The organism is Heyndrickxia sporothermodurans, assembly GCF_003055045.1.
GTDB lineage: Bacteria > Bacillota > Bacilli > Bacillales > Bacillaceae_C > Heyndrickxia > Heyndrickxia sporothermodurans.
In genome coordinates, this window is the sequence record NZ_NAZB01000020.1 from 1 (window position 1) to 24,756 (window position 24,756).

A 24,756-nucleotide genomic window follows, 5' to 3' on the forward strand; every position below is an offset into this window, starting at 1 on the left:
GCATGCGAAGGAAAAAGTTATCCGGTATTAGCCCCGGTTTCCCGGAGTTATCCCAGTCTTACAGGCAGGTTACCCACGTGTTACTCACCCGTCCGCCGCTAACTATCAGGGAGCAAGCTCCCATCAAGTTCGCTCGACTTGCATGTATTAGGCACGCCGCCAGCGTTCGTCCTGAGCCAGGATCAAACTCTCCAAAAAGATGTTTGAAATAGCTCTAGTTAAAAATAAATTAATTGACGTTTCGTTTTGTTCAGTTTTCAAAGATCAATTTTTCGCTTTTTGAGGCGACTTTTTAATGTTATCACCTTTCCGATTGCCAGTCAACACTTTTTTAAACAAAATGTTTATTTAAGTGTTATTAATATAACAATTTCTGTATCGGACGTTTAATAATATATCATGGATATTTTCGCGTTGCAATACTTTTTTTTAAAATCTTTTAAACCCTATTATCATACTTAGGACAATCATTAAATATATATTATCAAAGTTAATATTATTTGGGAAGGAGTAATGAGTAATTATTATCGCATTAGTACTATCATTTTCGATGGCAGTTTACTTATTTATTTACACACTTATTTTTGAAATAAAGATTGAAAATATAAGCTTTCAACATTATACTACTTTAATTTTCACCTTAATTATGGCGTTTGTCTTTTCAGGATTGACCTATCTATTTATTTAAATCCTGAAAGATTTTTATTGTACTTGATATGTATTTGTATCAATTGATTTGGACTTAGCTTTTTTCTCATCAATAATGAAAAGGGTTATACTAAGAAGGATAATCAATCCACCGATAATTTGTGTCCAGATAATATTTTCCTTTAAAATAAAATAAGCCAAAATTGAAGCACCAATTGGTTCGAATAAAATTGCCATTGAAATAACCGATGTGCTTAACCATTTAATCGTCCAATTGAAAAGTGTGTGCCCTAATAATGTTGGAAGAATAGCTAAAAGTAAAAAGTAAATCCAGTCCATATTATCCGTGGGGATCAATGCTTCACCTCTTACTAATATATAGATTAAAAGAATTAGTGAACTAATAGTATAAACGATAAATGTGTATGACATTAGGGACATGCGTTTTCTAACATTTTGGCCAAACAATAAGTAGGCAGTAACTAACATGCATGCTAAAAAAGCTAATAAATCTCCAAACAATGCCATTCCACTAATCGAGAAATCTCCCCAACTAATAACAACGCTCCCTATAATCGCAAAAACACCACAGATTATTGCTTTTAGCGTAAAGGACTCTTTAAAAAATAAAAAGGTTCCAGCAAAAGCAAATAAAGGTTGTAGTGTGACCAAAACAGTAGAACTAGCAACGGAAGTATAATTTAAAGATTCGAACCAGAGGATAAAATGAAATGCTAAACAGGCGCCAGATATGCCCGAAAAAAGCCAGTCCTTTTTCGATATTTTCATTAATTCATTAACATTCTTCGATAAAAAAAACGGGAACATAATAATAACTGAGAAAAATAGACGATAGAATGCAATTGCTCCTGCACTTGACGTACAAAGTTTCACTAGTATAGCTGAAGTTGAAACGGTAAGTACCCCTACAACAAGGGCGAAGTATGGATTAACTTTTGGATTATTCATATAACTCTCCTTATGCCGTATGAAAATTATGATAAAATATATACACTTATTCTATAATCTTTTCACCCTATTTTCTATCATCGTTTCAACAGTTAAGCGTCGAAAGGGGATTACAATGGAGTTATTAGACGTTAATATATTATTTAAACTATGTATATCAGCGGTACTAGGATTAATAATCGGATTAGAAAGAGAGTTAAAACGAAAACCATTAGGATTGAAAACGAGTCTCGTTATCTCTATAATTAGCTGCCTATTAACAATCGTATCCATTCAATCAGCATACCTTTTTCCACACTCAAATGGAGTTCCTATACAAATGGACCCTTTAAGACTAGCAGCACAAATTGTTTCAGGCATTGGTTTTCTTGGAGCTGGTGTTATTTTAAAAAAAGGAAATGATAATATTACAGGTTTAACAACCGCGGCTATGATATGGGGAGCTGGAGGTATTGGGATCGCAGTAGGTGCCGGCTTTTACTTTGAAGCAGCTGCCGGTGTTATTTTACTTATGATTAGTGTTGAAATTATTCCATCTATCTTATCAAAAATCGGACCTAAACAACTTAGAAAAAAAGATATCCAATTACGAATTACAGTTAAGGATAAAATGAGTATAGATAAAGTAATCGCCCAAATTGAGGATAACAAAATAACAATTGAGGGTGTTCGTATTAAAGACCTTCAAAACGATAGCTTTTTAGTCGTATTAAAAGCAGTCACAAGTTATAGAAGACCAACAACTGAAATCTTCCACCTCGTATCGAACTTGAATGAAGTTGTAGGAACTGAAATTGAAAGTTAGTTACTAAAGCGGAAGCGTCTTGCTTAGCTTTTTAAAAAAGGGGCTGAACGATGTCAGTTCCCCTTCTATGCATTTATCCTAGAGCTTGAACTTTTTTCTTTGCGCAGGATGACTATATATAAAATGATTGAAATGATTACAGAAATAGCAGCTGTTTTGTAAATACTTCCGTATCCAAATAAATGTCCAATTTGTCCGAACGCCATTGCGCCCACACCAACACCTAAGTCAAAAAATGAAAAGAAAGTTGCGTTCGCCATTCCCTTCCTATTTTTAGGTGCCTTCTCAATGGACCACGCCTGCAATGCCGGTTGAACCGATCCAAAACCAAATCCATAAAGAAAAGCTGCAACAAATAGAATTGAGCTATTTGGTAACCACGCTAATAAAACCATCGCCACAATGATTAACAAGGCTCCTGGGATGAATACTGCTTGATGTCCTCTTTTATCATATAATTTCCCTGCAAAAGTTCTTGTCAACATCAATGCCAATGCATAAATAAGGAAATACCATTGAATACCCGCAATCCCCTTTTGTTCGGTATACAACGGTAAGAAGGACGCAATTCCCCCAAACGTAACGGTGATAAAAAATAATAGTAAGGATGGGGAGAGGGCTGTTTTTTCATAAAAGTCCCATTTAACTGTTACCGAAGCCGACTCAGATTTCTCTACCTTTTTGTATCGAATTTTAGAAGATAATAATAATGCCGCAATTCCTAATCCCGCACAAATAAAAAACAATTGCTTAAAGGTAAGTACTCCTGCTAATGCGAGGCCAAGTGATGGTCCAAAGGCCAATGCTAGGTTACCCGATAAACCGTAGTATCCCATACCTTCTCCACGTCTTGTAGCTGGAATTAAATCTGTTGCTATCGTTCCTGATGCAGTCGTTGAAAATCCCCATCCAACCCCTTGAATAATTCGTAGAGCAAATAAAAACATAATACTCATAGCGAATCCAAATGAGCCGACTGATAGTACAAAAATTGTCAAACCAAATAAGTAGACAAAACGTCTGCCTTTTGATTCTAGTGCATGGCCTGCAAATGGTCGAAGAAGTAGTGCTGAAAAGGTAAATATCCCCACTACTAAACCAATTAGTTGATCATTTCCACCTAAATGTTCGACAAACAACGGGATTGTCGGTAATGTCATTTGGAAACCAAGAAAAATAAAAAAATTGGCTAAGCAAATTAATATAAAGTCCCTTGTCCAAATTTTTTCAGTACTTTTCATTAACTGAAGGCCTTCTGTATTCGAATTCAGTTTAATATCCCCCTTCATTTTTAATCTCATCATTAATTGTACAAAAAAACATTTCGGTTTGCTAATTAATTTTTTAAAATGATGAACATAAAAAAACACTAACCATTCCGGATAGTGTTTTTAATATGGAGCATAGGGGGCTCGAACCCCTGACCTTTTGGCTGCCAGCCAAACGCTCTCCCAGCTGAGCTAATGCCCCCTTTTCTATTCTTTTATTATATTCAATTTTATAAAAACTGCAAGAGAATTTTATCCTAATGAGTTATAGTTTTGTAACCATATGGAGATAATGGATGAGTGTTTAAAGGAGCTGATAGAATGTTTCAGCAATTCTATTACCGATTTCTTCGTTGGCCGGTTATTTTGAGGGTATTATTATTAGCTATCTCAGTTATTATCTTTTTCGGAGCGGCTATCCATTTTATCGAACCGAAATCGTTTCCCTCCATTTTCGTTGGTATTTGGTGGGCAGTGATTACAACGGCAACAGTTGGGTATGGAGATGTCTATCCTGTAACGATTAAAGGAAGACTTCTAGGAATCCTTCTTGTGTTTGTCGGGGCGGGCTTAGTATCCGCATATTTCGCATCACTTGCTGCATCAACAATCAGATTACAAAATTCTCATATAAAAGGAAAAACGATGTTTAACGGAAAAAATCATATCATTATCATCGGATGGAATGGGCGATCTAAAAGTGTAATTCAACAATTATTACAAACGCATAATCAACATCCTATCGTTTTAATCGATGATACACTTGACCAAAATCCATATCTAAACCGCCAAGTTCACTTTATCAGAGGAAAACCATATATTGATGAAGTTTTGAAAAAAGCAAATATTGCCTACGCGGAATTTGTGCTAATTACTTCTGATCAACATAAAACAGAAATACATGCTGATATGGGGACAATTTTGACATTACTTGCTGTTAAAGGTATTAATCCAGATGTGTATTGTACAGTTGAAATTTTAACGATCGAAAACTTCATGAACGCGAAACGAGGAGGCGCAAATGAAGTTGTTCAAACGAATATGCAGACATCATACGTAATGATGAATAGTATCCTCTCTCACGGAATGTCAGAAACTATTCTCTCAATGATGGATCATTTAAATGACAATCATTTAACATTTATTCCTATCAAACCAGAATGGGTTGGTTTAACATTTCAAGCATTAAGTAATCTTTTACAAGAGGATCGAAAATTACTCATTGGATTAAAAACAGGAGAGGATACGATGATTAATCCTCCCCTCAACCGTAAAATTACGAACGATGATGAGCTCCTTGTTATTTCTAAATAATCGAACCTAAGAAAATAGAATATGTTCTAATTCACGGACTAATTCTTTTCCATAGTCGATATATTTTTTAGGGATATTCCCATCTTCATCTTTCGGCTCAGCAAATTGATCAAAGGCTGCCGCGGCGTAACCTACACCCGCATCGTCGTCAACGTCATTTTGATAAACATGATTCAAAATAAATGGGATCCCGAGTTGAACGACTACACCTCTAGTATCAAGCTGACCATCGACTGGAGTGAATGGAACTCTTAAAAATTGATAGCCATCATCATTCGCCATTTTCATATCAAAATAGCCTTGATCATAGTCCCAACCACCACCAATTGAATAACCTTTTGGTTTTAATAGTTGCTCAAGCTTATACAGCTGAAATTGCTTTCCTTCAATTTTTGAGGGAATTTTATACATGGATGATCGCACTCCTTTTTTTCTTAGTTTCTCTCATAGAGTACAATCATATTCTTTAATAAAAAAATCCCCAATTGGGGATTTTTTATTTTAATCTATTTTCTAATTCAGCCTTTTTAGCTTCGTATCCTGGTTTTCCTAGAAGCGCAAACATATTTACTTTATACGCCTCAACCCCAGGTTGATCGAATGGATTTACACCGAGAAGATATCCGCTTATTGCACAAGCTTTTTCAAAGAAATAGACTAAATATCCGAATGTGTAGGCATTCATTTCTGGAATTTCTACGACTAAATTAGGGACATTTCCGTCTGTATGTGCTAAAAGAGTTCCTTCAAATGCTTTATTATTGACGAAATCAACGGTTTTTCCTGCAAGATAATTAAGGCCGTCTAAATCATGTTCTTCTTCTTCAATCACTAACTCATGTCTAGCTTTAGCCACTTTAATGACTGTTTCAAATAAGTCACGACGGCCTTCTTGAATGTATTGACCTAATGAATGCAAATCGGTAGAAAAATTAGCAGAGGAAGGAAAAATTCCTTTTTGGTCCTTCCCTTCACTTTCTCCAAATAATTGCTTCCACCATTCGGAAAAATATTGTAATCCTGGTTCATAATTAATCAACATTTCAATCGTTTTCCCTTTATTATAAAGAACATTACGAACAGCCGCATATTGATAAGCAATATTTTCTTTTATATTTTCATTATTGAAATCACTTCTTGCTTGTGCTGCCCCATCCATCATCTCTTGAATATTCACACCACTAACGGCAATTGGAAGCAAGCCAACAGCGGTTAATACGGAGTACCGTCCACCGACATCATCAGGAATAACAAATGTTTCATAACCTTCCTCATTAGCCAATGTTTTTAATGCACCTTTTGCTTTATCTGTCGTTGCAAAGATCCGATGTTTCGCACCTTCCTCACCGTATTTCTTCTTCAATAGCTTACTAAAAATACGGAATGCAATTGCAGGTTCTGTAGTTGTACCTGATTTTGATATGACATTAATTGAAAAATCTTTTCCTTCTAAAAGATCAATTACATCAGTCATATATGATGAACTAATATTGTTTCCTACAAATAGTATTTGCGGAGTTTTTCGTTTGTCTTTTGATTGCGTATTATAAAAACTATGATTTAACATTTCAATGGCCGCACGTGCCCCTAAATATGAACCGCCAATTCCTATAACTAATAGGACATCCGAATCATTTTTAATTTTTTCCGAAGCATTTAATATCCGTTGAAATTCTTCTTTATCATATTCTACAGGAAGATCTATCCAACCTAAAAAGTCATTTCCTGCACCAGTTTTATTATGTAAAGATTGGTGGGCAGCCTTTACCGCCGGTTCTAAATTTGTTAGTTCATGCTCACCAAAAAAGGATAACGCTTTTGAATAATCAAATTGAATATGTGTCATAGAGATTCCTCCAATAAAAGATTTTCAACTACTTTATTCACTTTATCGAATGCCCTTCATTTTTTCAAGAAACTAAGCTTATACTCAAGGTTAATGATGACCAAATGAATAAATTTTATGTATATGATTCAAACTAAGCTCGAAAGGAGGAATTAGATGGGTGCCATTCAACGAATTGCATTAGTATTGACAATTATCGGAGCGATCAATTGGGGTCTCATCGGATTTTTTCATTTTAATTTAGTTGCTTCTATTTTTGGTAATACAACGATATTAACTCGTATTATTTATGGGCTAGTAGGAATTGCCGGGTTGATTAATTTAGGTATATTATTTAAACCGAATGAAGAGTTTGAACGCTCTCCGGAAGCGAGAACTAATAGGTAATAAAAAGAACAGGTACATTTATACCTGTTCTTTTTTCATTCAATTATCGATTATATCCAACCTCTAAACTTGGACGCTTCAGCAGCGTTTCTTAATCCAACCATATACGCTGCTAAACGCATATTAAGTTTACGTGTCTCTGCAGTTGTATATACATTATTAAAGGCATCTACAAGTTTTTTTCGTAACTTTTCATTTACTTCATCTTCTGTCCAGTAATACCCTTGGTTATTTTGTACCCATTCAAAGTAAGAAACCGTTACACCACCAGAGCTCGCAAGAACATCCGGCACTAGTAGAATTCCTCTTTCTGTTAGGATTTTTGTAGCTTCTGCTGTTGTAGGTCCATTGGCTGCCTCAACAACGATGGATGCTCTAATATTACTAGCATTTTCCGAAGTAATTTGATTTGAAATTGCAGCCGGAACTAAAATATCACAATCAAGTTCTAAAAGTTCTTTATTCGTTATCGTATTTTCAAATAATGTCGTTACCGTCCCAAAACTATCACGACGATCAAGTAAATAATCGATATCTAAACCATTAGGATCGTGCAGGGCACCGTATGCATCGGAAATTCCGATGACCTTTGCACCTTCATCATGGAGAAACTTCGCTAGAAAGCTACCTGCATTTCCGAAGCCTTGAATGACAACACGCGCGCCCTTTAAATCAAATCCTTTTTTCTTAGCTGCCTCTTCAATGCAGATGGTCACACCTTGTGCTGTTGCTTTATCCCGGCCTTCAGACCCGCCAAGTACAATCGGTTTCCCTGTAATAAAACCTGGAGAATCATTTTCACGCAAACTACTATACTCATCCATCATCCATGCCATAATTTGTGAGTTCGTATACACATCCGGAGCAGGAATATCTTTTGTCGGGCCGACGATTTGACTGATCGCACGAACATATCCACGGCTTAATCGTTCAATTTCTCCCATTGACATTGTTCGTGGATCGCAAACAATTCCGCCTTTTCCTCCGCCATACGGAAGATCAACAATTCCACATTTAATTGTCATCCACATCGATAATGCCTTTACTTCATCCTCATTTACTTCAGGGTGAAAGCGAACTCCCCCTTTTGTAGGTCCAACAGCATCATTATGTTGAGAACGATACCCTGTAAAGACTTTAATCGTTCCGTCATCCATTCTAATTGGCATTCGGACAGTCAAAATTCGTAATGGTTCTTTTAACAGTTCATACATCTCATTATTAAATCCCAATTTCGAAAGGGCTTCCTGAATAACATCCTGAGTAGATGTAAATAAATTTAGATTTTCCATCGAATTCTCCTCTTTACTATATGATCGTGTGAAAGACTGTAACTTCCAAGAAATATTAAGAGAGAACTTTTTTTATACGTCCAATGGCCCAATCAAGTTCTTCTTTTGTAATGACAAGTGGCGGCGCAAAACGAATGACATTCTCATGTGTTTCTTTACATAGGAGTCCCTCTAATTTTAATGCCTCACAATATTTTCTTGCAGGCTCTCCTAAAACAACACCAATAAATAATCCTTTACCGCGCACTTCTTTAATAATTGGGTTCTGAATTTCTTTTAATTGCCCCATAAAATATTCTCCAAGCTCTAGAGACTTTTCACTTAATTTTTCTTCAACAAGCACATTTAGAGCTGCAATGGAAACAGCACAGGCCATCGGATTTCCTCCGAAGGTAGAACCGTGAGAACCTGGGTTAAAAACGCCTAAAATATCTTTATTAGCAACGACACAGGAAATTGGGAAAACACCACCGCCAAGAGCCTTTCCGAGAATATAAACATCAGGGTCGACATCTTCCCAATCACATGCAAACATTTTTCCGGAACGCGCTAAGCCTGATTGAATTTCATCTGCAATAAATAATACATTATTTTCTTTACATAATTGGTAAGCAGCTTTTAAGAAACCTTCCGGTGGAATAACAATTCCCGCCTCTCCTTGAATTGGCTCAATAATAAACGCTGCTGTATTTGGTGTTATGGCCGCTTTTAAAGCTTCTAAGTCACCATATGGGACAAGTTTAATACCTGGTAGCATTGGACCAAATCCCCGTTTATACTCTTCCTCGGAAGATAGGGATACGGCGGTCATTGTTCTCCCGTGAAAATTACCTTCACATCCGATAATTTCAGCTTGGTTCTCTGCTACACCTTTTACATCATATGCCCATCGTCTTGCCGCTTTAATGGCGGTTTCAACTGCCTCAGCACCTGTGTTCATCGGTAATGCCATTTCCTTATTCGTTAACTTACATACTTTTTCAAACCATGGACCAAGTTGGTCATTATGAAAAGCACGTGAAGTTAAAGTCACACGATCTGCTTGTTGTTTAAGCGCTTCAATTATTTTCGGATGACGATGGCCTTGATTCACAGCAGAGTAAGCACTTAACATATCCATGTATTTATTACCCTCTGGATCCTTTACCCAAACGCCTTCAGCTTCAGATATAACAACTGGCAGTGGATGATAGTTATGAGCTCCATAGTTTTCCGTTTGCTCGATAATTGCCTCCGACTTTGTTACCATAAAAAATTTCCCCCTATCTTAAAATAGAGCCTTCTCAAAAAAGAAGGCCCTTATAAAAATGAAATTCAAAACTTCACTTACAACATTTCAGAAGTTGTTTTTCCTTGCATATGAAGTGCCAAGTAATCAGGACCACCAGCTTTTGAGTCAGTTCCTGACATATTAAATCCACCAAATGGTTGGTAGCCAACGATGGCACCTGTGCAGCCACGATTGAAGTATAGGTTACCTACATGAAAATCTTCACGTGCTTGTTCCATATGTTCTCTATTCGTTGTGATAACAGCACCTGTTAAGCCATACTCTGTGTTATTTGCAATGTCTATAGCGTGTGAAAAATCTTTCGCTTTACAAAATGCAACAACAGGTCCAAAAATTTCCTCTTTCATTAAACGTGCATTTTCATCAACATCGGCAAAAATGGTTGGTTGTACAAAATAACCTTTCGAAGCATCGCCTTCTCCACCAGTCATCAATTTACCTTCTGATTTACCGATTTCAATATAGCTCATAATTTTATCATATGCAGCTTGGTCGACAACGGGTCCCATATAATTACCGCGATCAACCGGATTTCCAACAGTTAATTCTTTTGTTAACTCTACTGCGCGATTTAGAACTTTATCATATACATCCTCAACAATAACTGCACGAGAGCATGCTGAACATTTTTGTCCTGAGAAGCCAAATGAAGATGCAACGATCGATTGCGCTGCTAATTCAAGATCTGCCTCTGCATCAACAACAATCGTATCTTTTCCGCCCATTTCAGCGATCACACGTTTCAACCAAATTTGACCCTCGTTTAATTTAGATGCACGTTCATAAATGCGTAGACCTACATCACGTGATCCAGTAAAGCTGATGAAACGAGTTTTTGGATGATCAACTAAATAATCTCCCACTTCGGAGCCGCTACCTGGTACATAGTTTAATACCCCTTTAGGTAGTCCCGCTTCTTCAAGAACTTCAACAAATTTTGCTGCAATAATAGGTGTTGCAGATGCAGGTTTTAATAGTACAGTATTACCAGTTACAAGTGCCGCAACTGTTGTACCAGCCATAATTGCAAAGGCAAAGTTCCATGGAGAAATAACAACACCTACTCCTAGAGGAATATAGCCAAAACGATTAAACTCACCGGGACGGCTTTCAACAGGAAGGCCATCCTTTAATTTCAACATTTGGCGACCATAATATTCCATGAAGTCAATACCTTCAGCAGTATCAGCATCTGCTTCATTCCATGGTTTACCCGCTTCTTTTACTAATAAAGCGGAAAATTCATGCTTACGACGACGTACGATTGCAGCTGCTTTAAATAAAATATCCGCGCGTACTTCCGGTTTTACTTTTTTCCACGTTTGAAATGTTTCATATGCTGTTGTCATTGCTTTTTCAGCTAATTCTTTATTTGCTTTGGACACGCGTCCAATTACTTCACTTTTATCTGCAGGGTTAATAGAGACAATTTTATCTTCAGTAGTTATTCTTTCGCCACCAATTACAAGTGGGTAATCTTGTCCTAAATAGCTTTCTACTAATTTCAAGCCTTCTTGAAAAGCTTGTTGATTTTCCGGTTTACTGAAATCTGTGAATGGTTCATGTTTATAAGGAATCATTAATCTTTCTTCCTCCTCCAAAAGCTTTTAGTATAATTTTTTACAGTATCATAACTTTCATTTCTGACACTAATAGTGCAAAAATTATTTGCACTAGAAAACCCTTACATATATAATAATGCAAAAAGATATTGCATTTTTCAAGTATTTTTTATTTATTCTTTTGAATTTTTTGAGGGGTTGGCATATTATGCAACTTAAAAATGAAATGACTATTTATAAAACAGTTCTTGACCTCATCGATGTAGGGGTCCATGTCATTGATGAGAATGGAAGAACGATTTTGTACAATAAAAAAATGATTGAAATTGAAGGAACAGATATTGAAGATGTATTAGATAAAAATATTTTAGATGTATTTCGGTTTTATCAAGGGGAAGATAGTACTTTATTAAAGGTTTTGCATACGAAAGAGCCTATTCTTAACGTTCAACAAATGTACTTTAATAATAAAGGGCAAGAAATAAAAACAGTGAACAATACTTATCCGATTTTTGATCAAAATACGGTAGTTGGCGCAGTGGAAATCGTCCGCGACGTAACCAAATTGGAAAGAATGATGAAAAAAAATACGCAAAGAGAAACACTTTCTACACATACCTTTGATAATATATCCGACCGATCCTTTTTCCCGAAAAAGGTGATCGATACCGGAAAACAAGCAGCAAAAAATTCATCCACAGTATTAATCATAGGCGAATCTGGTACAGGCAAACATATCCTTTCAGAATGTATTCATCATGAGATTTACCAGGCGGAAAAACGTTTAATTATTCAAAATTGTGCCTCATTGCCTGTCTCAATGATTGAGCAAGAACTAATCGATTCAATGAATCTTTTAGAAAATGAAAAAGGTGGCACATTAGTAATTGAGGATATTTATTATCTTCCACCAGCTAGCCAGTTGCATTTTCTCGACATGATTTCTACTGAACGAACGTATAAAATTATTTGTACACTAGGGAAGGATCCTATAGATTTAATAGGAAGTGGAAAATTAAATAAAACATTATATTATCATTTGAGTGAACTCACTATTTTTATTCCACCACTACGAGAACGAATAAATACACTTCCTTCGATTATTAAATTCTTTTTAAAAAAATATAATGAGCGTTATCATCTGAATGTAAAAAAAATATCGAACGATTGCCTCGAAAGCTTTTCTGATTATGATTGGCCCGGTAATATAAAGGAATTAGAACATGTCATTAAAAATTCAATGAAGATACTTGATAATGAGGAATTGCTGCAGTTTCATCATTTGCCAACTAATTTTAGGCACCGAATTTCACACGATCATCAATTGCTAATTCAAAAGAATCCAATTAAACCGTTTGATGAATACATCCAAGAAGCGGAAAAATATTATATCCAAAAAGGACTGCAATACCATCAATATAACATTACAAAAACGGCTCAGGCACTTCAAATGAGTCGTCAAAATCTGCAATATCGCATTCGGAAATATGGAATTGAAAAACCATAAATAAAAAATCCGCTCCAACCTAGAGCGGATTTTTTATTATTATTTTTTGATTAAATCGGATTGATCAATCCATTCTTGTAATTTGTCTTTTAAAGTATTAAATCCTTCTGTTGGCTCTTCAGAAATAACACTTGCTTGACGACGACGAGGTTGTTTTTTCTCTTGTTTTGGCGCTTCTTCAGTGGCACGGATAGACAAGCTGATCTTGCCATTTTCTTCGTCAACTGAAAGCACTTTAACTTTCACTTCGTCACCAATTTTTAAATGATCATTAATATCTTTAACATAACCGTGTTTAATTTCTGAAATATGAACTAATCCTTGAGTTTCCTCATCAAGTGCGATAAAAGCTCCATATGGTTGAATACCAGCTACCTTACCTGTTAACACACTTCCAATTTCGTATTTTGTCGTCATCGAAACACTCCTATTTATCTAAATTTTTCTCCTATATATACGCAATAAAAAATTATACCACAGTCAATAGTGATAATCAAAAAATACGTATAATATAAAACGCTCACAAAAAATTCAAGAAGCATATTTAAGACTAAAAACGATTATATGATACAATAAAAGAAAAGAATTCTGATTATTGGAGGGATTTTGATGACTTCATTTGCACAAAATCTAAAATTTCATCGTGAACAACATAATCTAACACAAGAAGAATTAGCATTAAAAGCTAGATTGGGAACGAAAACGATTGAAAAATACGAATCTGGTGAGCAAGTTCCTAATACACAAACGATTTTAAAATTATCAACGGTTTTAGATGTGCCGGCCTCCGAATTAACTCCATCGAAATAATTTTTTATAAATTTGATTAAAAATGTACAAATGTGGATATTCTATAATTACAAGGCTTTCTGTATAGTACTGTTAAGTTTTATAGCATACTATACACTAGTATTCCCCCTTTTTATTTTTTTGACGAGATATAATGCTCGTCCTTTTTTTTGCCATTTTCTCTTACGGGAGTGAAAATCATGTCAATTTCTGTTTCAACACACAAAAAAAATATAAAAGGAATCGATTTATATTTTGAAATACATCGCAATAAAAAACGCTAAAGAAACCTTCGTATTATTACACGGCTTTCTCTCATCATCTTTTAGTTTTAGAAAACTCATTCCTTATTTAACGCAAAAATTCAACGTGATTACCATTGACTTACCCCCATTTGGTCAAAGCGGAAAACATGGACACTATCAATATTCTTATCATAATTTGGCTGCGACAGTTATTTCTTTAATCAATCAGCTTGGATACCGGGGCGTGTATCTTATCGGCCATTCGATGGGAGGACAAATCGCTTTAAATATAATGCTCCAAAATCCTCGTTTAGTAAAAAAAGGGATACTTCTTTGCAGTTCCGGCTATTTAGAAGCTTCTAAGCAATCATTAAAACTACTAAGTTACTTGCCGTTTTTTCATTATTTTGTAAAGCGATACTTAGAAAAATCTGGTGTGCAGAAAAATGTTGAAAATGTCGTACATAATAAAATGATTATTGACGATGACATGTTAAAAGGTTATGAGCAACCGTTTTTAAATAATGAAATATTTCGCGGCTTGTCAAGAATGGTAAGAGATCGGGAAGGAGATTTAACTTCAGAAAGATTACAAGCGATTACTACACCCTGTCTACTGATTTGGGGAGAATTTGATCGTGTGGTTCCTCTCCATATCGGAAAACGGTTAGCAGCAGAAATACCGAATGCAAAACTTGTCGTTTTAAAAGAAGCTGGCCATTTAATCCCGGAAGAAAAAGCAGAGGAAGTTTATCAAAATATTTGTGAATTTATAAAAATGAACCTATGAAAGATTGTCATAGGTTCATTTATTTTTTATAACCCCACACGCAATCCGATTACCTGCATCGCCAGCAGGTTGGGTCATTCCATCGTCTTTGGATTCATGGATGACAATGGAGGTTCCATCTTTAGTAAATAACGAATTTTTACCACTGTCCATTGTAACTTGTGGGGCGAGAATGTCTAATTTTGCTTTTCCATCATCTTTTACAATTATATTAGGAAGATCTCCTGCATGGGAGCCTTTTGGATTTAAAAGTCCGTGTTCTTTCTTTTCAGGATTAAAATGGTTACCGGCGGATGTGAAAGTGGGAGCTTTACAACTTCCCTTTTCGTGAAAATGGATCGCATGCTCACCCGGCGGAAGTCCAGTTAGATTAATCTTTAACATGACACCCTTCGCTTGCTCTTTTAAATTTATCTTCCCAAGACTATCACCTGTAGCGTTTTTTATATCAACATCTGTATCTTTCGGATTCCCTTGAGTACACCCGCTCAATAATATTGTCGTTAAGAGAATAGCAGACCATTTCATTATGTATTCCTCCAAAATTTGTTAGTTATCTATTCACAATTCTAGCCAGAACAAAGCCTATCTATTCGTTTAAAAAACAAAAAGCCAATCCATTAGTTGAATTGGCTCATCTATTATTTTAGATGTTTAATTTTTTCTTCAAATTCTTTTGCTTTTTTTAATTGTTTTTTATTTACTCTAAGAATAAACATAAACGTTAGAATGCATAGAATTAAAAAGATCGAAAACGAAATAAATGCAGGAATATATTCTCTCTTATCTTCCGGAAAATAAAGAAACAAATTTAGTATGAAAATATTTAAAGAGTTTAACATGAGAAACTCCCTTTCTTATAAAACTTTTCTTAACTAGTATACCAATTATCATCTTGTAAAACCAATTGCTTGATTTGACAAATTTATTACAAAAAGCTGCCCGTTTGGACAGCTTCCCATTATTTCAATACATTTATTTTTTCAATAACAACATCGAATTGAACTGGACGGTCTTGCATATCTGTTTTCACTTCAGCGATTTTATCAACAACATCCATACCTTCAATCACATGACCAAATACTGTGTGGCGGAAATCTAAATGTGGTGTTCCCCCATTTTCCATATATGCATTAATTACTTCTTCTGGGTAACCCGCTCTTTCCATTTGGCCTTTCATTCTTGGATCAACAGCCACACTTTGTACGATAAAGAATTGACTGCCGTTTGTATTTGGACCAGCATTTGCCATTGATAGTGCTCCACGGAAATTAAATAATTGTTGGGAAAATTCATCTTCAAATGGAGCACCATAAATACTTTCTCCACCTGTACCGTTACCTTGCGGGTCACCGCCTTGAATCATAAATCCGTTAATGATGCGGTGGAAAGTAACACCTTCATAGTAACCATCTTGACTATGCTTTACAAAATTTTCAACTGTTTTAGGTGCAAGTTCCGGAAATAATTTAATTTTAATATTTCCCATATTTGTTTGCATTTCAATGACCTTTTCGTTTTCTAACACTTCATTTGTAAGCTGTGGATATGTCATTTGATATACTCCTTTATGTATAATTTAAAATTTATTATGATAATACATATCTTCCTTCACTTACTTTACTAAATTCATATCCCATGATGCAACTTTCATCTTCTTTTCTTTTCATTTTGTTTGTTGTCCATCATAATAGTCATAAGGAGGTAGATTATTATGGAACTCGAACAAATAGTGACTTTTTTTAATAAAACAGGAAAATACATAGGTGAAATTACCGGCATTTATCCGGATCATTATGTTGTCAGAACACTGGCTGTTTTAAAGCACCCGATGCAAGGTGATTTGCATCATCCGAAAGAAACCGACGTTGCCTTTTTTCACGAAAGAAAAGCATTAGCTTACAGAGAACAATCAAATATACCGTTAAAAATGGTCAAACCTTATGAAGGAGATGTCCCAAATTATAATGATTCCCTCAAACAATCTGTTGAGAAAATGCTAAATGATCTCACAGCTAAGAAATCTGAATTTAACATAAAAAGTATAGAAAGTTTAAAAAGCATCCAACGGGAATATGAATTAATGTACGGAATTAAATGGGATAATTAATGCATGGAGATGATGACGAATCATCTCTTTTTTTATTCTTGTACTTCCCTTGTTAGCACAGCAATTGAAGCGGTTTCACAAAAATAAATAGGCTTTTTCATAGTTGAAATTTTAGAAAATATCAATATAATATTTAGGTAAACGAAACATTAGGAAAACGAAAGTTATTAAAAATAAAAGGCTCTTTTCTAAAAGATTGTTGCTGTTATAAGCACAGAGTGGATTGGAGCGGAAGGCACTTGACTCCTGCGGGATCAGCTGGACAGATGAGACCCCGCAGGAGCGAAGCGACGAGGAGGCTCATCGCCAGCCCCGCGGAAAGCAAGTGCCTATAGCGGAAAGGAACGGTTCATTTCATTATTTCCTACAACAACAACCTTTACGAAAATAACCAAAAAAGAAGGTGTTTTTAATTAGTAACGAAAAGCGTAATTTATTGATTATGTGGATTTGCAACTTCTTAGTCGGTGCAAGCACAACAATGATCATGCCTTTCCTTTCTTTATACATCGAATCGTTCGGAAATTATAATGATGAATATGTACAAAGATGGGCAGGGTTTGTTTTTGGAGTGACCTTTTTGGTGGCTTTTTTCATTTCTCCTATTTGGGGAAGATTTGGCGACCGGTATGGATTTAAACCAATTCTTTTAATTACAGGTTATGGGATTGCCGTTAGTATCTTTTTTATGGGGATGATGCACCATGTACTCGGTCTATTCATCTTAAGATTCATGATGGGAATCGTAACAGGATTTATCCCGACTTCCATTGCCCTCATTTCATCCCAAACCCCTAAAGAAAGTGCAGGGAAAGTTTTAGGGACGCTACAAATGGGAACCGTTTCTGGAACTTTATTCGGACCATTAATTGGTGGTGCAATGGCTGATTCATTCGGATTTAAGTATACTTTTATCATTACCTCTATTTCAATCATCATTGCCACAACAGGTGTACTATTCGGTATTGTTGAGAACAGAAAAGAAAAAATAGCTAAACAAGGGAAGAAAGAATTCAGCCGTAAAGATGTTTTAAAAAGAATTTTTAATCATCGTATTTTAATTACTGTGATGATTATCGCCCTACTTATCCAAGTAGCAAACTTTAGTATCCAACCACTACTGGCTCTTTATGTGAGTCAATTAAGCAGTGCAGGAAGTGTCGCTTTGTTAGCTGGAATGGCGTTTTCAGCTACTGGTTTCGGAAATTTATTAATGACACGTCAATGGGGGAAGCTTGGGGATAAAATTGGTCATGAAAAAGTATTAATGTGTTTACTCATACTTGCTTCGATTTTTATCATTCCCCAAGCACTTGCCAACCAGCTTTGGGAACTAGTCATTTTCCGTTTTCTCTTTGGAATGGCCATCGGTGGAATGCTTCCAAGCATCACTGCCTTTATTCGCAGAGAAGCACCGCTTGAGATGCAGGGTGAAGTACTCGGCTATAATCAAAGTTTTCGATTTCTAGGAAATGTAATAGGACCTGTATTAGGAGGACTAATTTCAGGTTTTAGTGGCATATCATCCGTATTTTATGTGACTAGTGCGCTATTTTTAATTGCGTTCGGCATACTGCTTTATAGTATAAAGCATGATCAGCATCAACTAAAAGAAGGCTATTAAAAATAACCTACAAGTGTCGTTCACTTGTAGGTTATTTTTTTGGTACTACTGCCATTGTACATCGTGACGTACAGATAAGCCGGTCTTCTTCATCTTTAATTTTGATTTCCCATACATGAGTACTTTTTCCAACATGAATTGCCTCTGCAAAAGCGGTGACTACACCATCTCGCTTTGATCGAATATGATTTGCGTTTATTTCTAAACCAAAACATATTTCTCTTTCTTGGTCAATGATGGCAGCTGCACCGACACTGGCTACTGTTTCCGCAAGAGCAACCGATGCCCCTCCATGCAAATAACCGAATGGTTGCTTCGTTCTTTCATTCACAGGCATCGTAGCTACTACTTTTCCTTTGCCAATCTCTACAAATTCAATTCCTAACGCCCCGATTAATGTGTTTTTATAATCCATTTTATCTTTCCTCCTTAAACTTATTATTCAAGAAGGATTCCCGAAACTCCTTCTTCCGTATTTTTTATCATAATATAAATTTAGCTACACATACTACAGTTCTTTCAGCATATTGTGAAAAGGAAGGTATTTACTCTCGTTTCATGATTATTAAGGAGGGGACGATTGCTTTGAACCACAATTACCCAAATTATCCGATGTATCCCCCCAATCCCTATCAGCCATACCCTTTTTCTTACTCTCGCCAGTATCAGCCAGTGAACCCATCATTATTTATTCAATCCGCTAACAAAACGTTAGTTATTTTAAAAGACGCTGAAAAAATAGTTGAAAAAATATCTAAATCGGAGGATTTTTCAAAAAGGCTAATGACTTTTGCTCAACAGTCAAAGTTAAATGAGGTAAAAAAAATGATCTCTAGTATTGGAGTAAAAACAATACCGATCATCCGCTTTACCCCAAGCGGTCTTGTTTTGAACTTTTCAAATAGCAAAAGCGAACCAAATTGTTGTCTGCTTCAATTAAAAATTCGCTGGGGGCAGTAAAAATAGTAATCGAATAAAGCTCTTCGAAATTGAAGAGCTTTAAGCCGCAATATTATCTATATGGTACATATGGGAATGCATTCGCACCGTAACCCCCATATTGCGGGTATGGATATGGTTGTGGATACGGATACGGCTGCGGGTATGGTAGTGGATAAGGACGTGGTCTAAATATCGCACTACCTAATCCACCACCAATAAGCCCGCCAATAAATCCCCCTACTAGTGGGGCGCCAAAAAGAAAAGGAAACATTCTCGAATTTTGAGGGATGGGTGCCTGTCGATAATAATACATTAGGTATACCTCCTTTTTAGAGACACTCTTTATATTTTTATGCGAGTTAAGGGCGAATGGCATGGGCAAACGCGATTTTGGATAGGCTTTTAACTGCCCAAATATACGTGAAAGGTCACGGATATTAAAAAAAACCGTAATCATACGGTTTTTTTTGACTCGAATTATTTGATTGGTTCAAATCTTTCCACAAGTAAGGCCAATGTACGAACCATAACTCCGGTTGCACCGGAAGGCCCCAAATCGTACTCTTTACTAGTAACGGCTGTTCCGGCAATATCTAAATGGACCCATGGGGTATCTTCTGCAAATTCTCCGACAAAAGCACCTCCCATAATTGCATGACCCTCACTGCCTGGGGAATTATTTAAGTCCGCAATTTTGCTTCCGCGAACCCGTTTTTTATCATTTTCAGTTAGTGGCAGGCGCCAAATAAATTCGCCGGATTCACTTGATGCTTCTAATACTTGTTCAAAAAATCCTTCATGATTAGTTAAAGCACCTGTTTTATCAAGGCCAAGCGCAGTAATAACACCACCTGTTAATGTAGCGACATCAACTAAATAGTTTGCCCCATGATGTTTTGCATAAGTAATAGCATCTGCTAATGCTAATCTACCTTCTGCATCAGTATTCAATACTTCGATCGTTTTTCCACTCATAGATGTAATGACATCGTCCGGCTTAAATGCTGAACCACTAATCATATTATCTGTAGAAGGAATAACTGCTACAACGTTTTGCTCAGGTCTTAGCTCGCCAATGATCTCCATTGCCCCTAGAACAGCAGCGGCACCGCCCATATCGGTTTTCATCCCAACGATACCGGCTTTTGTTTTTAATGAATATCCCCCAGTATCAAAGGTAACTCCTTTGCCGACGAGACCGATAACATCTTTCCATTCTTCTTTCCCTTGATATTTTAGCACAATCATTTTTGGAGGCTCTGTGGATCCTTGGTTTACAGCTAAAAAAGCACCCATTCCCAATTTTTCCATTTCCTCTTTTTCAAGAATTTCTACTTCAAATTCATATTTTTTTGCTACTTCTTCAGCATAATGAGCTAGCTCTGTAGCTGTTAGCATATTACCGGGAAGATTGACTAGCGTACGTGCGGAGTTTGTTGCTTTCCCGAATGCATATCCAACTGTCAATGCCGCCTCAATCTCATCTTTGTCTGCTTCCGTGAAAATACTTAATTGTTCTATTTTCTTCTCCGGTTCATTCGATTTTTGTTTATATCCGGCAAATTCGTATGTGGCTAATGCAAAAGCTTCACTTAATGCATTTGCCACATCATCATGGGAAAGCGATTCCGTTACAAACGTATCAAGGGCGACAGCGGCTGATTGTAATCGATTCTTATTGACAAATTTAAATGCCTTTCCAAACGCCTCTTTTATTTCGTCAAATTTTAAGTCTTTCTCTTTTCCTAAACCGATAAATACTAAACGTTTAGAAGCAATTTTTCCCAATGTATGTACTTTTGATATTTCCTTTAATTTAGCTGATAAATCTCCTGATTTAACAAGCTCAGTCAAGCCGTTTTCAAATTTTGCATCCAACTCTGTTAAAATTCCAGAAAACTTTTCAGGAGTATCCTTTAAACCGATTAGTAAACATTCCTGACTGTCATTAAAAGGATTTGAACTACTAATATTAAACATTCTAAAAACACCTCCATTGTTTATTATAGCGAAAAACTTTTACAATAACATTGTTCACATATCAAAAATTAACTCAATTTTGAAAAGTCCCGAAAAATATAAAGTGGGCTGACATAATCAGCCCACTACATTCTATTCTAATTTTGTTTTTATATATTGTTGCCTAAACACTTGCATTGTCTTATCTTCATTTAGTTTTGTTAATTCTTTCTCGGTTAATTTTCCTTTACCTACTTCGACAATATAAACTTCTACACTCTTCTTTCCCCATTGCTCATAAACATCGTTAACTGTTTCATAATATAGGTCCAACCTATTTCCTTTAATAGCAGATCCAGTATCGGCCACGACTCCATATCCATAACCTGGAATAAAAAGAATAGAACCTATCGGAAATACGTTTGTGTCTGCTGCAATCGTTGAATATAAATCCCTTTTTACTTTAACACCTGAATATGTAATACCATATTGTGGATCATTTGGATTTTTACCAGTTGATTCCACACCTGCTGTATAGCCAGTCGCCAAAACTTTTTTAGTAGGATATTTTGACCAATTAATCGCTTCTTCTAATTTTGGTATTGTCCCTTTTACAGATTCACTTGATGAAATTTTTGTAGTTGTCGCCACTGATTTTTTCAATGATTTTAATGATAATCCAATTGATTTACTACTAAAATCGCGTTCTAATTTTTGATTACTATTTGATATTTTGCTACCCGATCCATAGACCATATCTGAATCGAATGTTTCAGCCTTAACTCCAGAAATTGATTGAAATGTTGTTAAAACAGCACCTATAAATAAAATTGTCATAAGGAAACGCCTTAATATTTTTTTCATATACATAGTTTTTCCACTCCTCCCAAATCTATTCCTTTCCTAAAACGATTTGAAATATTCATGGCGAGGAGAGAAAACTTAAAATTCAACCAATTTTGAATAAAATTTTCAATAAAAAAAAAGCCTTTAAGAGGCTTAAAGAAACTATATTAAAACATGCGATAACCTTTTTTACGTAAAATTTTCATAACCACTCCTGCTACGATTGCACCTATGAAACCACTTAATAATATCATAATGTCAGGTGCTAATAAGGCCGTTATCTTTTTTCCTAATTCATGAAAAGCATGACTTGAATTCGTGAAGTATTCAAGGAAACGAACATTATCAATAATCAAAATAGCAACAATTGGATAAACAATTGCCATTAACCATGTCATTCTTAATAGCATATTTAAAATGAAACCAATGCCAAAGAAAAGAACAAAAAATAATAACATCGAAATAATTAAAACCGGTAATGCCATATGCATTCGAACACGTACCTCCAAATATTCATTTCTCTCATAAAAATTCTAGTCCAATATACACTAAATTCAAGTGTACTTAATGTTTTGGCACCCGTCAATAAAAGTGAAAGGTAAAGAAATGAACATTTTGTGTAAAGGGTTCACTCAAAAATAAAAAGGCCCCATTCAGGAAGCCCTTCATCTATTTAACAATTTTCTATTTTTTCTTACCTGTACCGTCACAACACGGACATGTTTCAGAACCGCCTAGAATGAGTTGAAAGTAACCTTTTCCAGAACAATATGTGCATTTTTTATTCTCCGCTGTAGCTATCTTCATTTTACTCAACCCCTCGTCTAAAATTTTGTTTCTTAATTTTCTGATAATATATCACCTTTTCATAAAATGGTAAACAAGCGAATCGAGGGAAGAAAGCGCATACAACGACGGCTTTTCTTATTTTTCTTTCTATATCTCCTGAATACTGAATTTTTTAAAAATACGAAAAAGATGGATAAGTTACATCCATCTTTTCATTGCATATTATAATAATTTAAATTTGCCCTTTTTCATCACTAATGAAGGACCACCAACCATAAATAATGCACGGTTATCAATCACTTTTTTCATGACCGAAGCCTTCGTACCTTTGATTTTCTTTCCAAAAACCACTCCGATTGCATCGTCTTCACCGAGTGAACAAACAGTACCTTTGTCATCAAAAACAAAGTTTTCGAGATCGTTTTTACCTTTGACAAGCTTCGCCACATTTCGCGCACAAACTTCCCCATGCTGCATAGCAATTTGGGCAGTAGGTGGATATGGACGATTAATTTCTTCGTTAATAATTAGCGAGCAATCACCAATGACAAAAATATCTTCATAACCCGGAATACGAAGGTCATCGTTAACTTTAACTCTGCCACGCATCGTTTCAAATCCCGATTTATCAATAACGGAATTACCGCGAACCCCTGCTGACCAAATAACGGTTCCAGCTTTTATCTCCTGTGGTTCTTCACCTTTTTTACCGAAGAACACACCTTCAGAAGTGACTTCTTGTACTGAATTACCGATATGGAATTCTACACCTTTACTTTCAAGTAATGCGATCGCATAGTTGACTAGATCACGATCAAATTGTGGCAATACCATAGGGGAAGCTTCAATACAAGTTATTCTTACTTTTTTAGCATCAATATCGTATTCTTCACATAGTTCAGGGATACGATTTGTTAATTCACCTAAAAATTCAATACCTGTAAATCCTGCCCCACCGACAACAATTGATAATCGTTTTTCATCTTTTTCTACTTCCGTGTTGTATGTTGCGAATTGGTATTCGATGTGTTCACGAATTTGTCTTGCTGCATTTACATTTGTGATTGCAAATGCATATTTGTCTAAACCTTTAATGCCAAATGTTTCTGAATCAGAACCAAGAGAAATGACTAAATAATCATATTCCACTTCACCATTTGCAAGAATTACTTTCTTTTCTTCCGGATTTACTTTTTCAATTGTAGCTTGAATAAATTCAACTTTTGCCGGATTTATGACATTTTTAATATCATAACGTACTCGATCATGATGGAGAGTACCTGCTGACGCCTCATGAAGCCATGTCGTTTCATAATGATATTTATTTTTATTGATTAAAATTATCTCAGCATCATTCGTCCCTAATAATTTTTGTAAACGAGTTACAGTCATTAATCCGCCATAACCTGCACCCAAAATAACAACTCTTGGCTTTCTCACAGTATCAATTCCACCTTTTAATTTTTTAGTGATGGTATTTATAGCTTACCACCATAAATATGCAAAAAAACATTTGTGATATATTTCACTAATGAATACATAGTAAAATAAGGCTTTGTTAAACTAACTACATTATTAACTAAGCCCCATATAAAAATTGTCATAAAAAATTAATATTATCCACACCTAATAATATTCCTTTTGCAGGTCTTTTTCAATATCTATTTAGGAAAAATGAAACTTAGAAAAATTCCAAAAACGGTACCCAAAATGCTAACATTAGATTATATGATTTTGGATGTGATATTATGGAATTGAAATTATATGATGTGG

Annotated in this window: 25 protein-coding genes, 1 tRNA gene, 1 rRNA gene and 1 pseudogene; 9 read left to right on the plus strand and 19 right to left on the minus strand. The window is 35.5% G+C overall.

The genetic code is table 11. The features are described 5' to 3' along the window. Together B5V89_RS20315 and B5V89_RS09680 are read right to left on the minus strand one after the other, a co-directional pair. Positions 1 to 198, minus strand: a 16S ribosomal RNA gene (locus B5V89_RS20315); the annotation flags it as partial. A 504-nt stretch (positions 199 to 702) separates the two neighbouring features. After that, positions 703 to 1,617, minus strand: coding sequence for a DMT family transporter (locus B5V89_RS09680; protein ID WP_108071715.1), 915 nt, complete (start codon positions 1,615 to 1,617; stop codon positions 703 to 705). Positions 1,618 to 1,732: 115 nt separating this feature from the next. Here B5V89_RS09680 and B5V89_RS09685 point away from each other — a divergent pair, with 115 nt between their 5' ends. Next, on the plus strand, positions 1,733 to 2,422 hold the full coding sequence (locus tag B5V89_RS09685; RefSeq protein WP_108071717.1) for an MgtC/SapB family protein: 690 nt from the start codon (positions 1,733 to 1,735) through the stop codon (positions 2,420 to 2,422). A gap of 65 nt (positions 2,423 to 2,487) precedes the next feature. Here B5V89_RS09685 and B5V89_RS09690 read toward each other — a convergent pair whose 3' ends face one another. Then, positions 2,488 to 3,711 (minus strand): MFS transporter, encoded by a 1,224-nt coding sequence (locus B5V89_RS09690; protein ID WP_108071756.1) that lies wholly within the window; start codon positions 3,709 to 3,711, stop codon positions 2,488 to 2,490. Positions 3,712 to 3,819: 108 nt separating this feature from the next. After that, a tRNA-Ala gene (locus B5V89_RS09695) sits at positions 3,820 to 3,892 on the minus strand. 119 nt (positions 3,893 to 4,011) lie between these two features. On the opposite strand from B5V89_RS09695, the gene B5V89_RS09700 reads away from it, so the two are divergent. Continuing rightward, on the plus strand, positions 4,012 to 5,004 hold the full coding sequence (locus B5V89_RS09700; RefSeq protein ID WP_108071719.1) for a potassium channel family protein: 993 nt from the start codon (positions 4,012 to 4,014) through the stop codon (positions 5,002 to 5,004). Positions 5,005 to 5,010: 6 nt separating this feature from the next. On the opposite strand, the gene B5V89_RS09705 is transcribed toward B5V89_RS09700, so the two are convergent. Together B5V89_RS09705 and B5V89_RS09710 are read right to left on the minus strand one after the other, a co-directional pair. Beyond that, positions 5,011 to 5,415 (minus strand): YugN-like family protein, encoded by a 405-nt coding sequence (locus B5V89_RS09705; RefSeq protein WP_066234251.1) that lies wholly within the window; start codon positions 5,413 to 5,415, stop codon positions 5,011 to 5,013. Between the two features lie 85 nt (positions 5,416 to 5,500). After that, the gene (locus tag B5V89_RS09710; RefSeq protein ID WP_108071721.1) at positions 5,501 to 6,850 is read right to left on the minus strand and encodes a glucose-6-phosphate isomerase; all 1,350 of its coding nucleotides are present in this window, start codon (positions 6,848 to 6,850) and stop codon (positions 5,501 to 5,503) included. A 156-nt stretch (positions 6,851 to 7,006) separates the two neighbouring features. Between B5V89_RS09710 and B5V89_RS09715 the strand changes: the two genes are divergently transcribed. Then, a complete protein-coding gene (locus B5V89_RS09715; protein ID WP_108071723.1) occupies positions 7,007 to 7,237 on the plus strand; it encodes a DUF378 domain-containing protein in 231 nt (76 codons plus the stop codon). Positions 7,238 to 7,287: 50 nt separating this feature from the next. Here B5V89_RS09715 and B5V89_RS09720 read toward each other — a convergent pair whose 3' ends face one another. The 3 genes from B5V89_RS09720 to pruA all read right to left on the minus strand — a co-directional run bounded on the left by B5V89_RS09720 (position 7,288) and on the right by pruA (position 11,400). Beyond that, positions 7,288 to 8,529 (minus strand): Glu/Leu/Phe/Val family dehydrogenase, encoded by a 1,242-nt coding sequence (locus B5V89_RS09720; protein ID WP_066234260.1) that lies wholly within the window; start codon positions 8,527 to 8,529, stop codon positions 7,288 to 7,290. A 55-nt stretch (positions 8,530 to 8,584) separates the two neighbouring features. Further along, positions 8,585 to 9,778 carry an ornithine--oxo-acid transaminase gene (locus B5V89_RS09725; protein WP_066234263.1) on the minus strand — a complete coding sequence of 398 codons (1,194 nt, stop codon included), beginning with the start codon at positions 9,776 to 9,778 and terminating at the stop codon, positions 8,585 to 8,587. A 77-nt stretch (positions 9,779 to 9,855) separates the two neighbouring features. After that, the gene (pruA, locus tag B5V89_RS09730) at positions 9,856 to 11,400 is read right to left on the minus strand and encodes an L-glutamate gamma-semialdehyde dehydrogenase (protein ID WP_066234266.1); all 1,545 of its coding nucleotides are present in this window, start codon (positions 11,398 to 11,400) and stop codon (positions 9,856 to 9,858) included. 190 nt (positions 11,401 to 11,590) lie between these two features. Here pruA and B5V89_RS09735 point away from each other — a divergent pair, with 190 nt between their 5' ends. Next, positions 11,591 to 12,889 (plus strand): sigma 54-interacting transcriptional regulator, encoded by a 1,299-nt coding sequence (locus tag B5V89_RS09735; protein WP_181294643.1) that lies wholly within the window; start codon positions 11,591 to 11,593, stop codon positions 12,887 to 12,889. Between the two features lie 39 nt (positions 12,890 to 12,928). Here B5V89_RS09735 and yugI read toward each other — a convergent pair whose 3' ends face one another. Then, positions 12,929 to 13,306, minus strand: coding sequence for a S1 domain-containing post-transcriptional regulator GSP13 (yugI, locus tag B5V89_RS09740; RefSeq protein ID WP_066234269.1), 378 nt, complete (start codon positions 13,304 to 13,306; stop codon positions 12,929 to 12,931). A gap of 192 nt (positions 13,307 to 13,498) precedes the next feature. On the opposite strand from yugI, the pseudogene B5V89_RS09745 reads away from it, so the two are divergent. Together B5V89_RS09745 and B5V89_RS09750 are read left to right on the plus strand one after the other, a co-directional pair. After that, a pseudogene (locus B5V89_RS09745) lies at positions 13,499 to 13,684 on the plus strand (helix-turn-helix domain-containing protein); the annotation flags it as partial. 249 nt (positions 13,685 to 13,933) lie between these two features. Further along, positions 13,934 to 14,713, plus strand: coding sequence for an alpha/beta fold hydrolase (locus B5V89_RS09750; protein WP_244913479.1), 780 nt, complete (start codon positions 13,934 to 13,936; stop codon positions 14,711 to 14,713). 15 nt (positions 14,714 to 14,728) lie between these two features. Here B5V89_RS09750 and B5V89_RS09755 read toward each other — a convergent pair whose 3' ends face one another. Both B5V89_RS09755 and B5V89_RS09765 read right to left on the minus strand, forming a co-directional pair. Beyond that, positions 14,729 to 15,241 carry a superoxide dismutase family protein gene (locus B5V89_RS09755; protein ID WP_108071726.1) on the minus strand — a complete coding sequence of 171 codons (513 nt, stop codon included), beginning with the start codon at positions 15,239 to 15,241 and terminating at the stop codon, positions 14,729 to 14,731. A 433-nt stretch (positions 15,242 to 15,674) separates the two neighbouring features. After that, positions 15,675 to 16,268, minus strand: a complete 594-nt coding sequence (locus B5V89_RS09765) for a peptidylprolyl isomerase (RefSeq protein ID WP_066230998.1) — start codon at positions 16,266 to 16,268, stop codon at positions 15,675 to 15,677. A gap of 159 nt (positions 16,269 to 16,427) precedes the next feature. Between B5V89_RS09765 and kapB the strand changes: the two genes are divergently transcribed. Both kapB and B5V89_RS09775 read left to right on the plus strand, forming a co-directional pair. After that, positions 16,428 to 16,823 (plus strand): kinase-associated lipoprotein KapB, encoded by a 396-nt coding sequence (kapB, locus tag B5V89_RS09770; protein ID WP_108071728.1) that lies wholly within the window; start codon positions 16,428 to 16,430, stop codon positions 16,821 to 16,823. Between the two features lie 412 nt (positions 16,824 to 17,235). Further along, a complete protein-coding gene (locus B5V89_RS09775) occupies positions 17,236 to 18,447 on the plus strand; it encodes an MFS transporter (RefSeq protein WP_108071758.1) in 1,212 nt (403 codons plus the stop codon). 31 nt (positions 18,448 to 18,478) lie between these two features. Here the strand turns inward: B5V89_RS09775 and B5V89_RS09780 are convergent, their stop codons facing one another. Continuing rightward, entirely contained in the window at positions 18,479 to 18,862 is a 384-nt protein-coding gene (locus B5V89_RS09780; RefSeq protein ID WP_108071730.1) for a hotdog fold thioesterase, read from the minus strand. Positions 18,863 to 19,032: 170 nt separating this feature from the next. On the opposite strand from B5V89_RS09780, the gene B5V89_RS09785 reads away from it, so the two are divergent. Continuing rightward, a complete protein-coding gene (locus tag B5V89_RS09785; protein WP_084347602.1) occupies positions 19,033 to 19,407 on the plus strand; it encodes a YuzC family spore coat inner layer protein in 375 nt (124 codons plus the stop codon). Positions 19,408 to 19,459: 52 nt separating this feature from the next. On the opposite strand, the gene B5V89_RS09790 is transcribed toward B5V89_RS09785, so the two are convergent. The 6 genes from B5V89_RS09790 to B5V89_RS09810 form a co-directional block, all read right to left on the minus strand. Next, positions 19,460 to 19,702: a hypothetical protein gene (locus B5V89_RS09790; RefSeq protein ID WP_066231013.1), complete on the minus strand. Its 243-nt coding sequence runs from the start codon at positions 19,700 to 19,702 to the stop codon at positions 19,460 to 19,462. Between the two features lie 164 nt (positions 19,703 to 19,866). Continuing rightward, complete coding sequence (locus tag B5V89_RS09795) at positions 19,867 to 21,369, minus strand: leucyl aminopeptidase (RefSeq protein WP_107921111.1); 1,503 nt, start codon at positions 21,367 to 21,369, stop codon at positions 19,867 to 19,869. A gap of 132 nt (positions 21,370 to 21,501) precedes the next feature. After that, complete coding sequence (locus B5V89_RS09800) at positions 21,502 to 22,212, minus strand: 3D domain-containing protein (protein WP_107921113.1); 711 nt, start codon at positions 22,210 to 22,212, stop codon at positions 21,502 to 21,504. Between the two features lie 149 nt (positions 22,213 to 22,361). Continuing rightward, positions 22,362 to 22,685, minus strand: coding sequence for a YuiB family protein (locus B5V89_RS09805; protein WP_066231020.1), 324 nt, complete (start codon positions 22,683 to 22,685; stop codon positions 22,362 to 22,364). Positions 22,686 to 22,878: 193 nt separating this feature from the next. After that, positions 22,879 to 23,001 (minus strand): YuiA family protein, encoded by a 123-nt coding sequence (locus tag B5V89_RS20080; protein ID WP_165797671.1) that lies wholly within the window; start codon positions 22,999 to 23,001, stop codon positions 22,879 to 22,881. 204 nt (positions 23,002 to 23,205) lie between these two features. Beyond that, on the minus strand, positions 23,206 to 24,423 hold the full coding sequence (locus B5V89_RS09810) for an NAD(P)/FAD-dependent oxidoreductase (protein ID WP_108071733.1): 1,218 nt from the start codon (positions 24,421 to 24,423) through the stop codon (positions 23,206 to 23,208). Between the last annotated feature and the right edge of the window lie 333 nt (positions 24,424 to 24,756).

What these genes read in the sequence shown, in the direction of transcription:
- B5V89_RS09805 (WP_066231020.1), bottom strand. Translation starts at nt 22,685, where the DNA reads ATGCATATGGCATTACCGGTTTTAATTATTTCGATGTTATTATTTTTT.
- B5V89_RS09725 (WP_066234263.1), bottom strand. Translation starts at nt 9,778, where the DNA reads ATGGTAACAAAGTCGGAGGCAATTATCGAGCAAACGGAAAACTATGGA.
- B5V89_RS09800 (WP_107921113.1), bottom strand. Translation starts at nt 22,212, where the DNA reads ATGAAAAAAATATTAAGGCGTTTCCTTATGACAATTTTATTTATAGGT.
- B5V89_RS09685 (WP_108071717.1), top strand. Translation starts at nt 1,733, where the DNA reads ATGGAGTTATTAGACGTTAATATATTATTTAAACTATGTATATCAGCG.
- B5V89_RS09680 (WP_108071715.1), bottom strand. Translation starts at nt 1,617, where the DNA reads ATGAATAATCCAAAAGTTAATCCATACTTCGCCCTTGTTGTAGGGGTA.
- B5V89_RS09690 (WP_108071756.1), bottom strand. Translation starts at nt 3,711, where the DNA reads ATGAAGGGGGATATTAAACTGAATTCGAATACAGAAGGCCTTCAGTTA.
- B5V89_RS09710 (WP_108071721.1), bottom strand. Translation starts at nt 6,850, where the DNA reads ATGACACATATTCAATTTGATTATTCAAAAGCGTTATCCTTTTTTGGT.
- B5V89_RS09755 (WP_108071726.1), bottom strand. Translation starts at nt 15,241, where the DNA reads ATGAAATGGTCTGCTATTCTCTTAACGACAATATTATTGAGCGGGTGT.
- B5V89_RS20080 (WP_165797671.1), bottom strand. Translation starts at nt 23,001, where the DNA reads ATGAAGATAGCTACAGCGGAGAATAAAAAATGCACATATTGTTCTGGA.
- yugI (WP_066234269.1), bottom strand. Translation starts at nt 13,306, where the DNA reads ATGACGACAAAATACGAAATTGGAAGTGTGTTAACAGGTAAGGTAGCT.
- B5V89_RS09735 (WP_181294643.1), top strand. Translation starts at nt 11,591, where the DNA reads ATGCAACTTAAAAATGAAATGACTATTTATAAAACAGTTCTTGACCTC.
- kapB (WP_108071728.1), top strand. Translation starts at nt 16,428, where the DNA reads ATGGAACTCGAACAAATAGTGACTTTTTTTAATAAAACAGGAAAATAC.
- B5V89_RS09795 (WP_107921111.1), bottom strand. Translation starts at nt 21,369, where the DNA reads ATGTTTAATATTAGTAGTTCAAATCCTTTTAATGACAGTCAGGAATGT.
- pruA (WP_066234266.1), bottom strand. Translation starts at nt 11,400, where the DNA reads ATGATTCCTTATAAACATGAACCATTCACAGATTTCAGTAAACCGGAA.
- B5V89_RS09765 (WP_066230998.1), bottom strand. Translation starts at nt 16,268, where the DNA reads ATGACATATCCACAGCTTACAAATGAAGTGTTAGAAAACGAAAAGGTC.
- B5V89_RS09715 (WP_108071723.1), top strand. Translation starts at nt 7,007, where the DNA reads ATGGGTGCCATTCAACGAATTGCATTAGTATTGACAATTATCGGAGCG.
- B5V89_RS09790 (WP_066231013.1), bottom strand. Translation starts at nt 19,702, where the DNA reads ATGTATTATTATCGACAGGCACCCATCCCTCAAAATTCGAGAATGTTT.
- B5V89_RS09700 (WP_108071719.1), top strand. Translation starts at nt 4,012, where the DNA reads ATGTTTCAGCAATTCTATTACCGATTTCTTCGTTGGCCGGTTATTTTG.
- B5V89_RS09780 (WP_108071730.1), bottom strand. Translation starts at nt 18,862, where the DNA reads ATGGATTATAAAAACACATTAATCGGGGCGTTAGGAATTGAATTTGTA.
- B5V89_RS09705 (WP_066234251.1), bottom strand. Translation starts at nt 5,415, where the DNA reads ATGTATAAAATTCCCTCAAAAATTGAAGGAAAGCAATTTCAGCTGTAT.
- B5V89_RS09720 (WP_066234260.1), bottom strand. Translation starts at nt 8,529, where the DNA reads ATGGAAAATCTAAATTTATTTACATCTACTCAGGATGTTATTCAGGAA.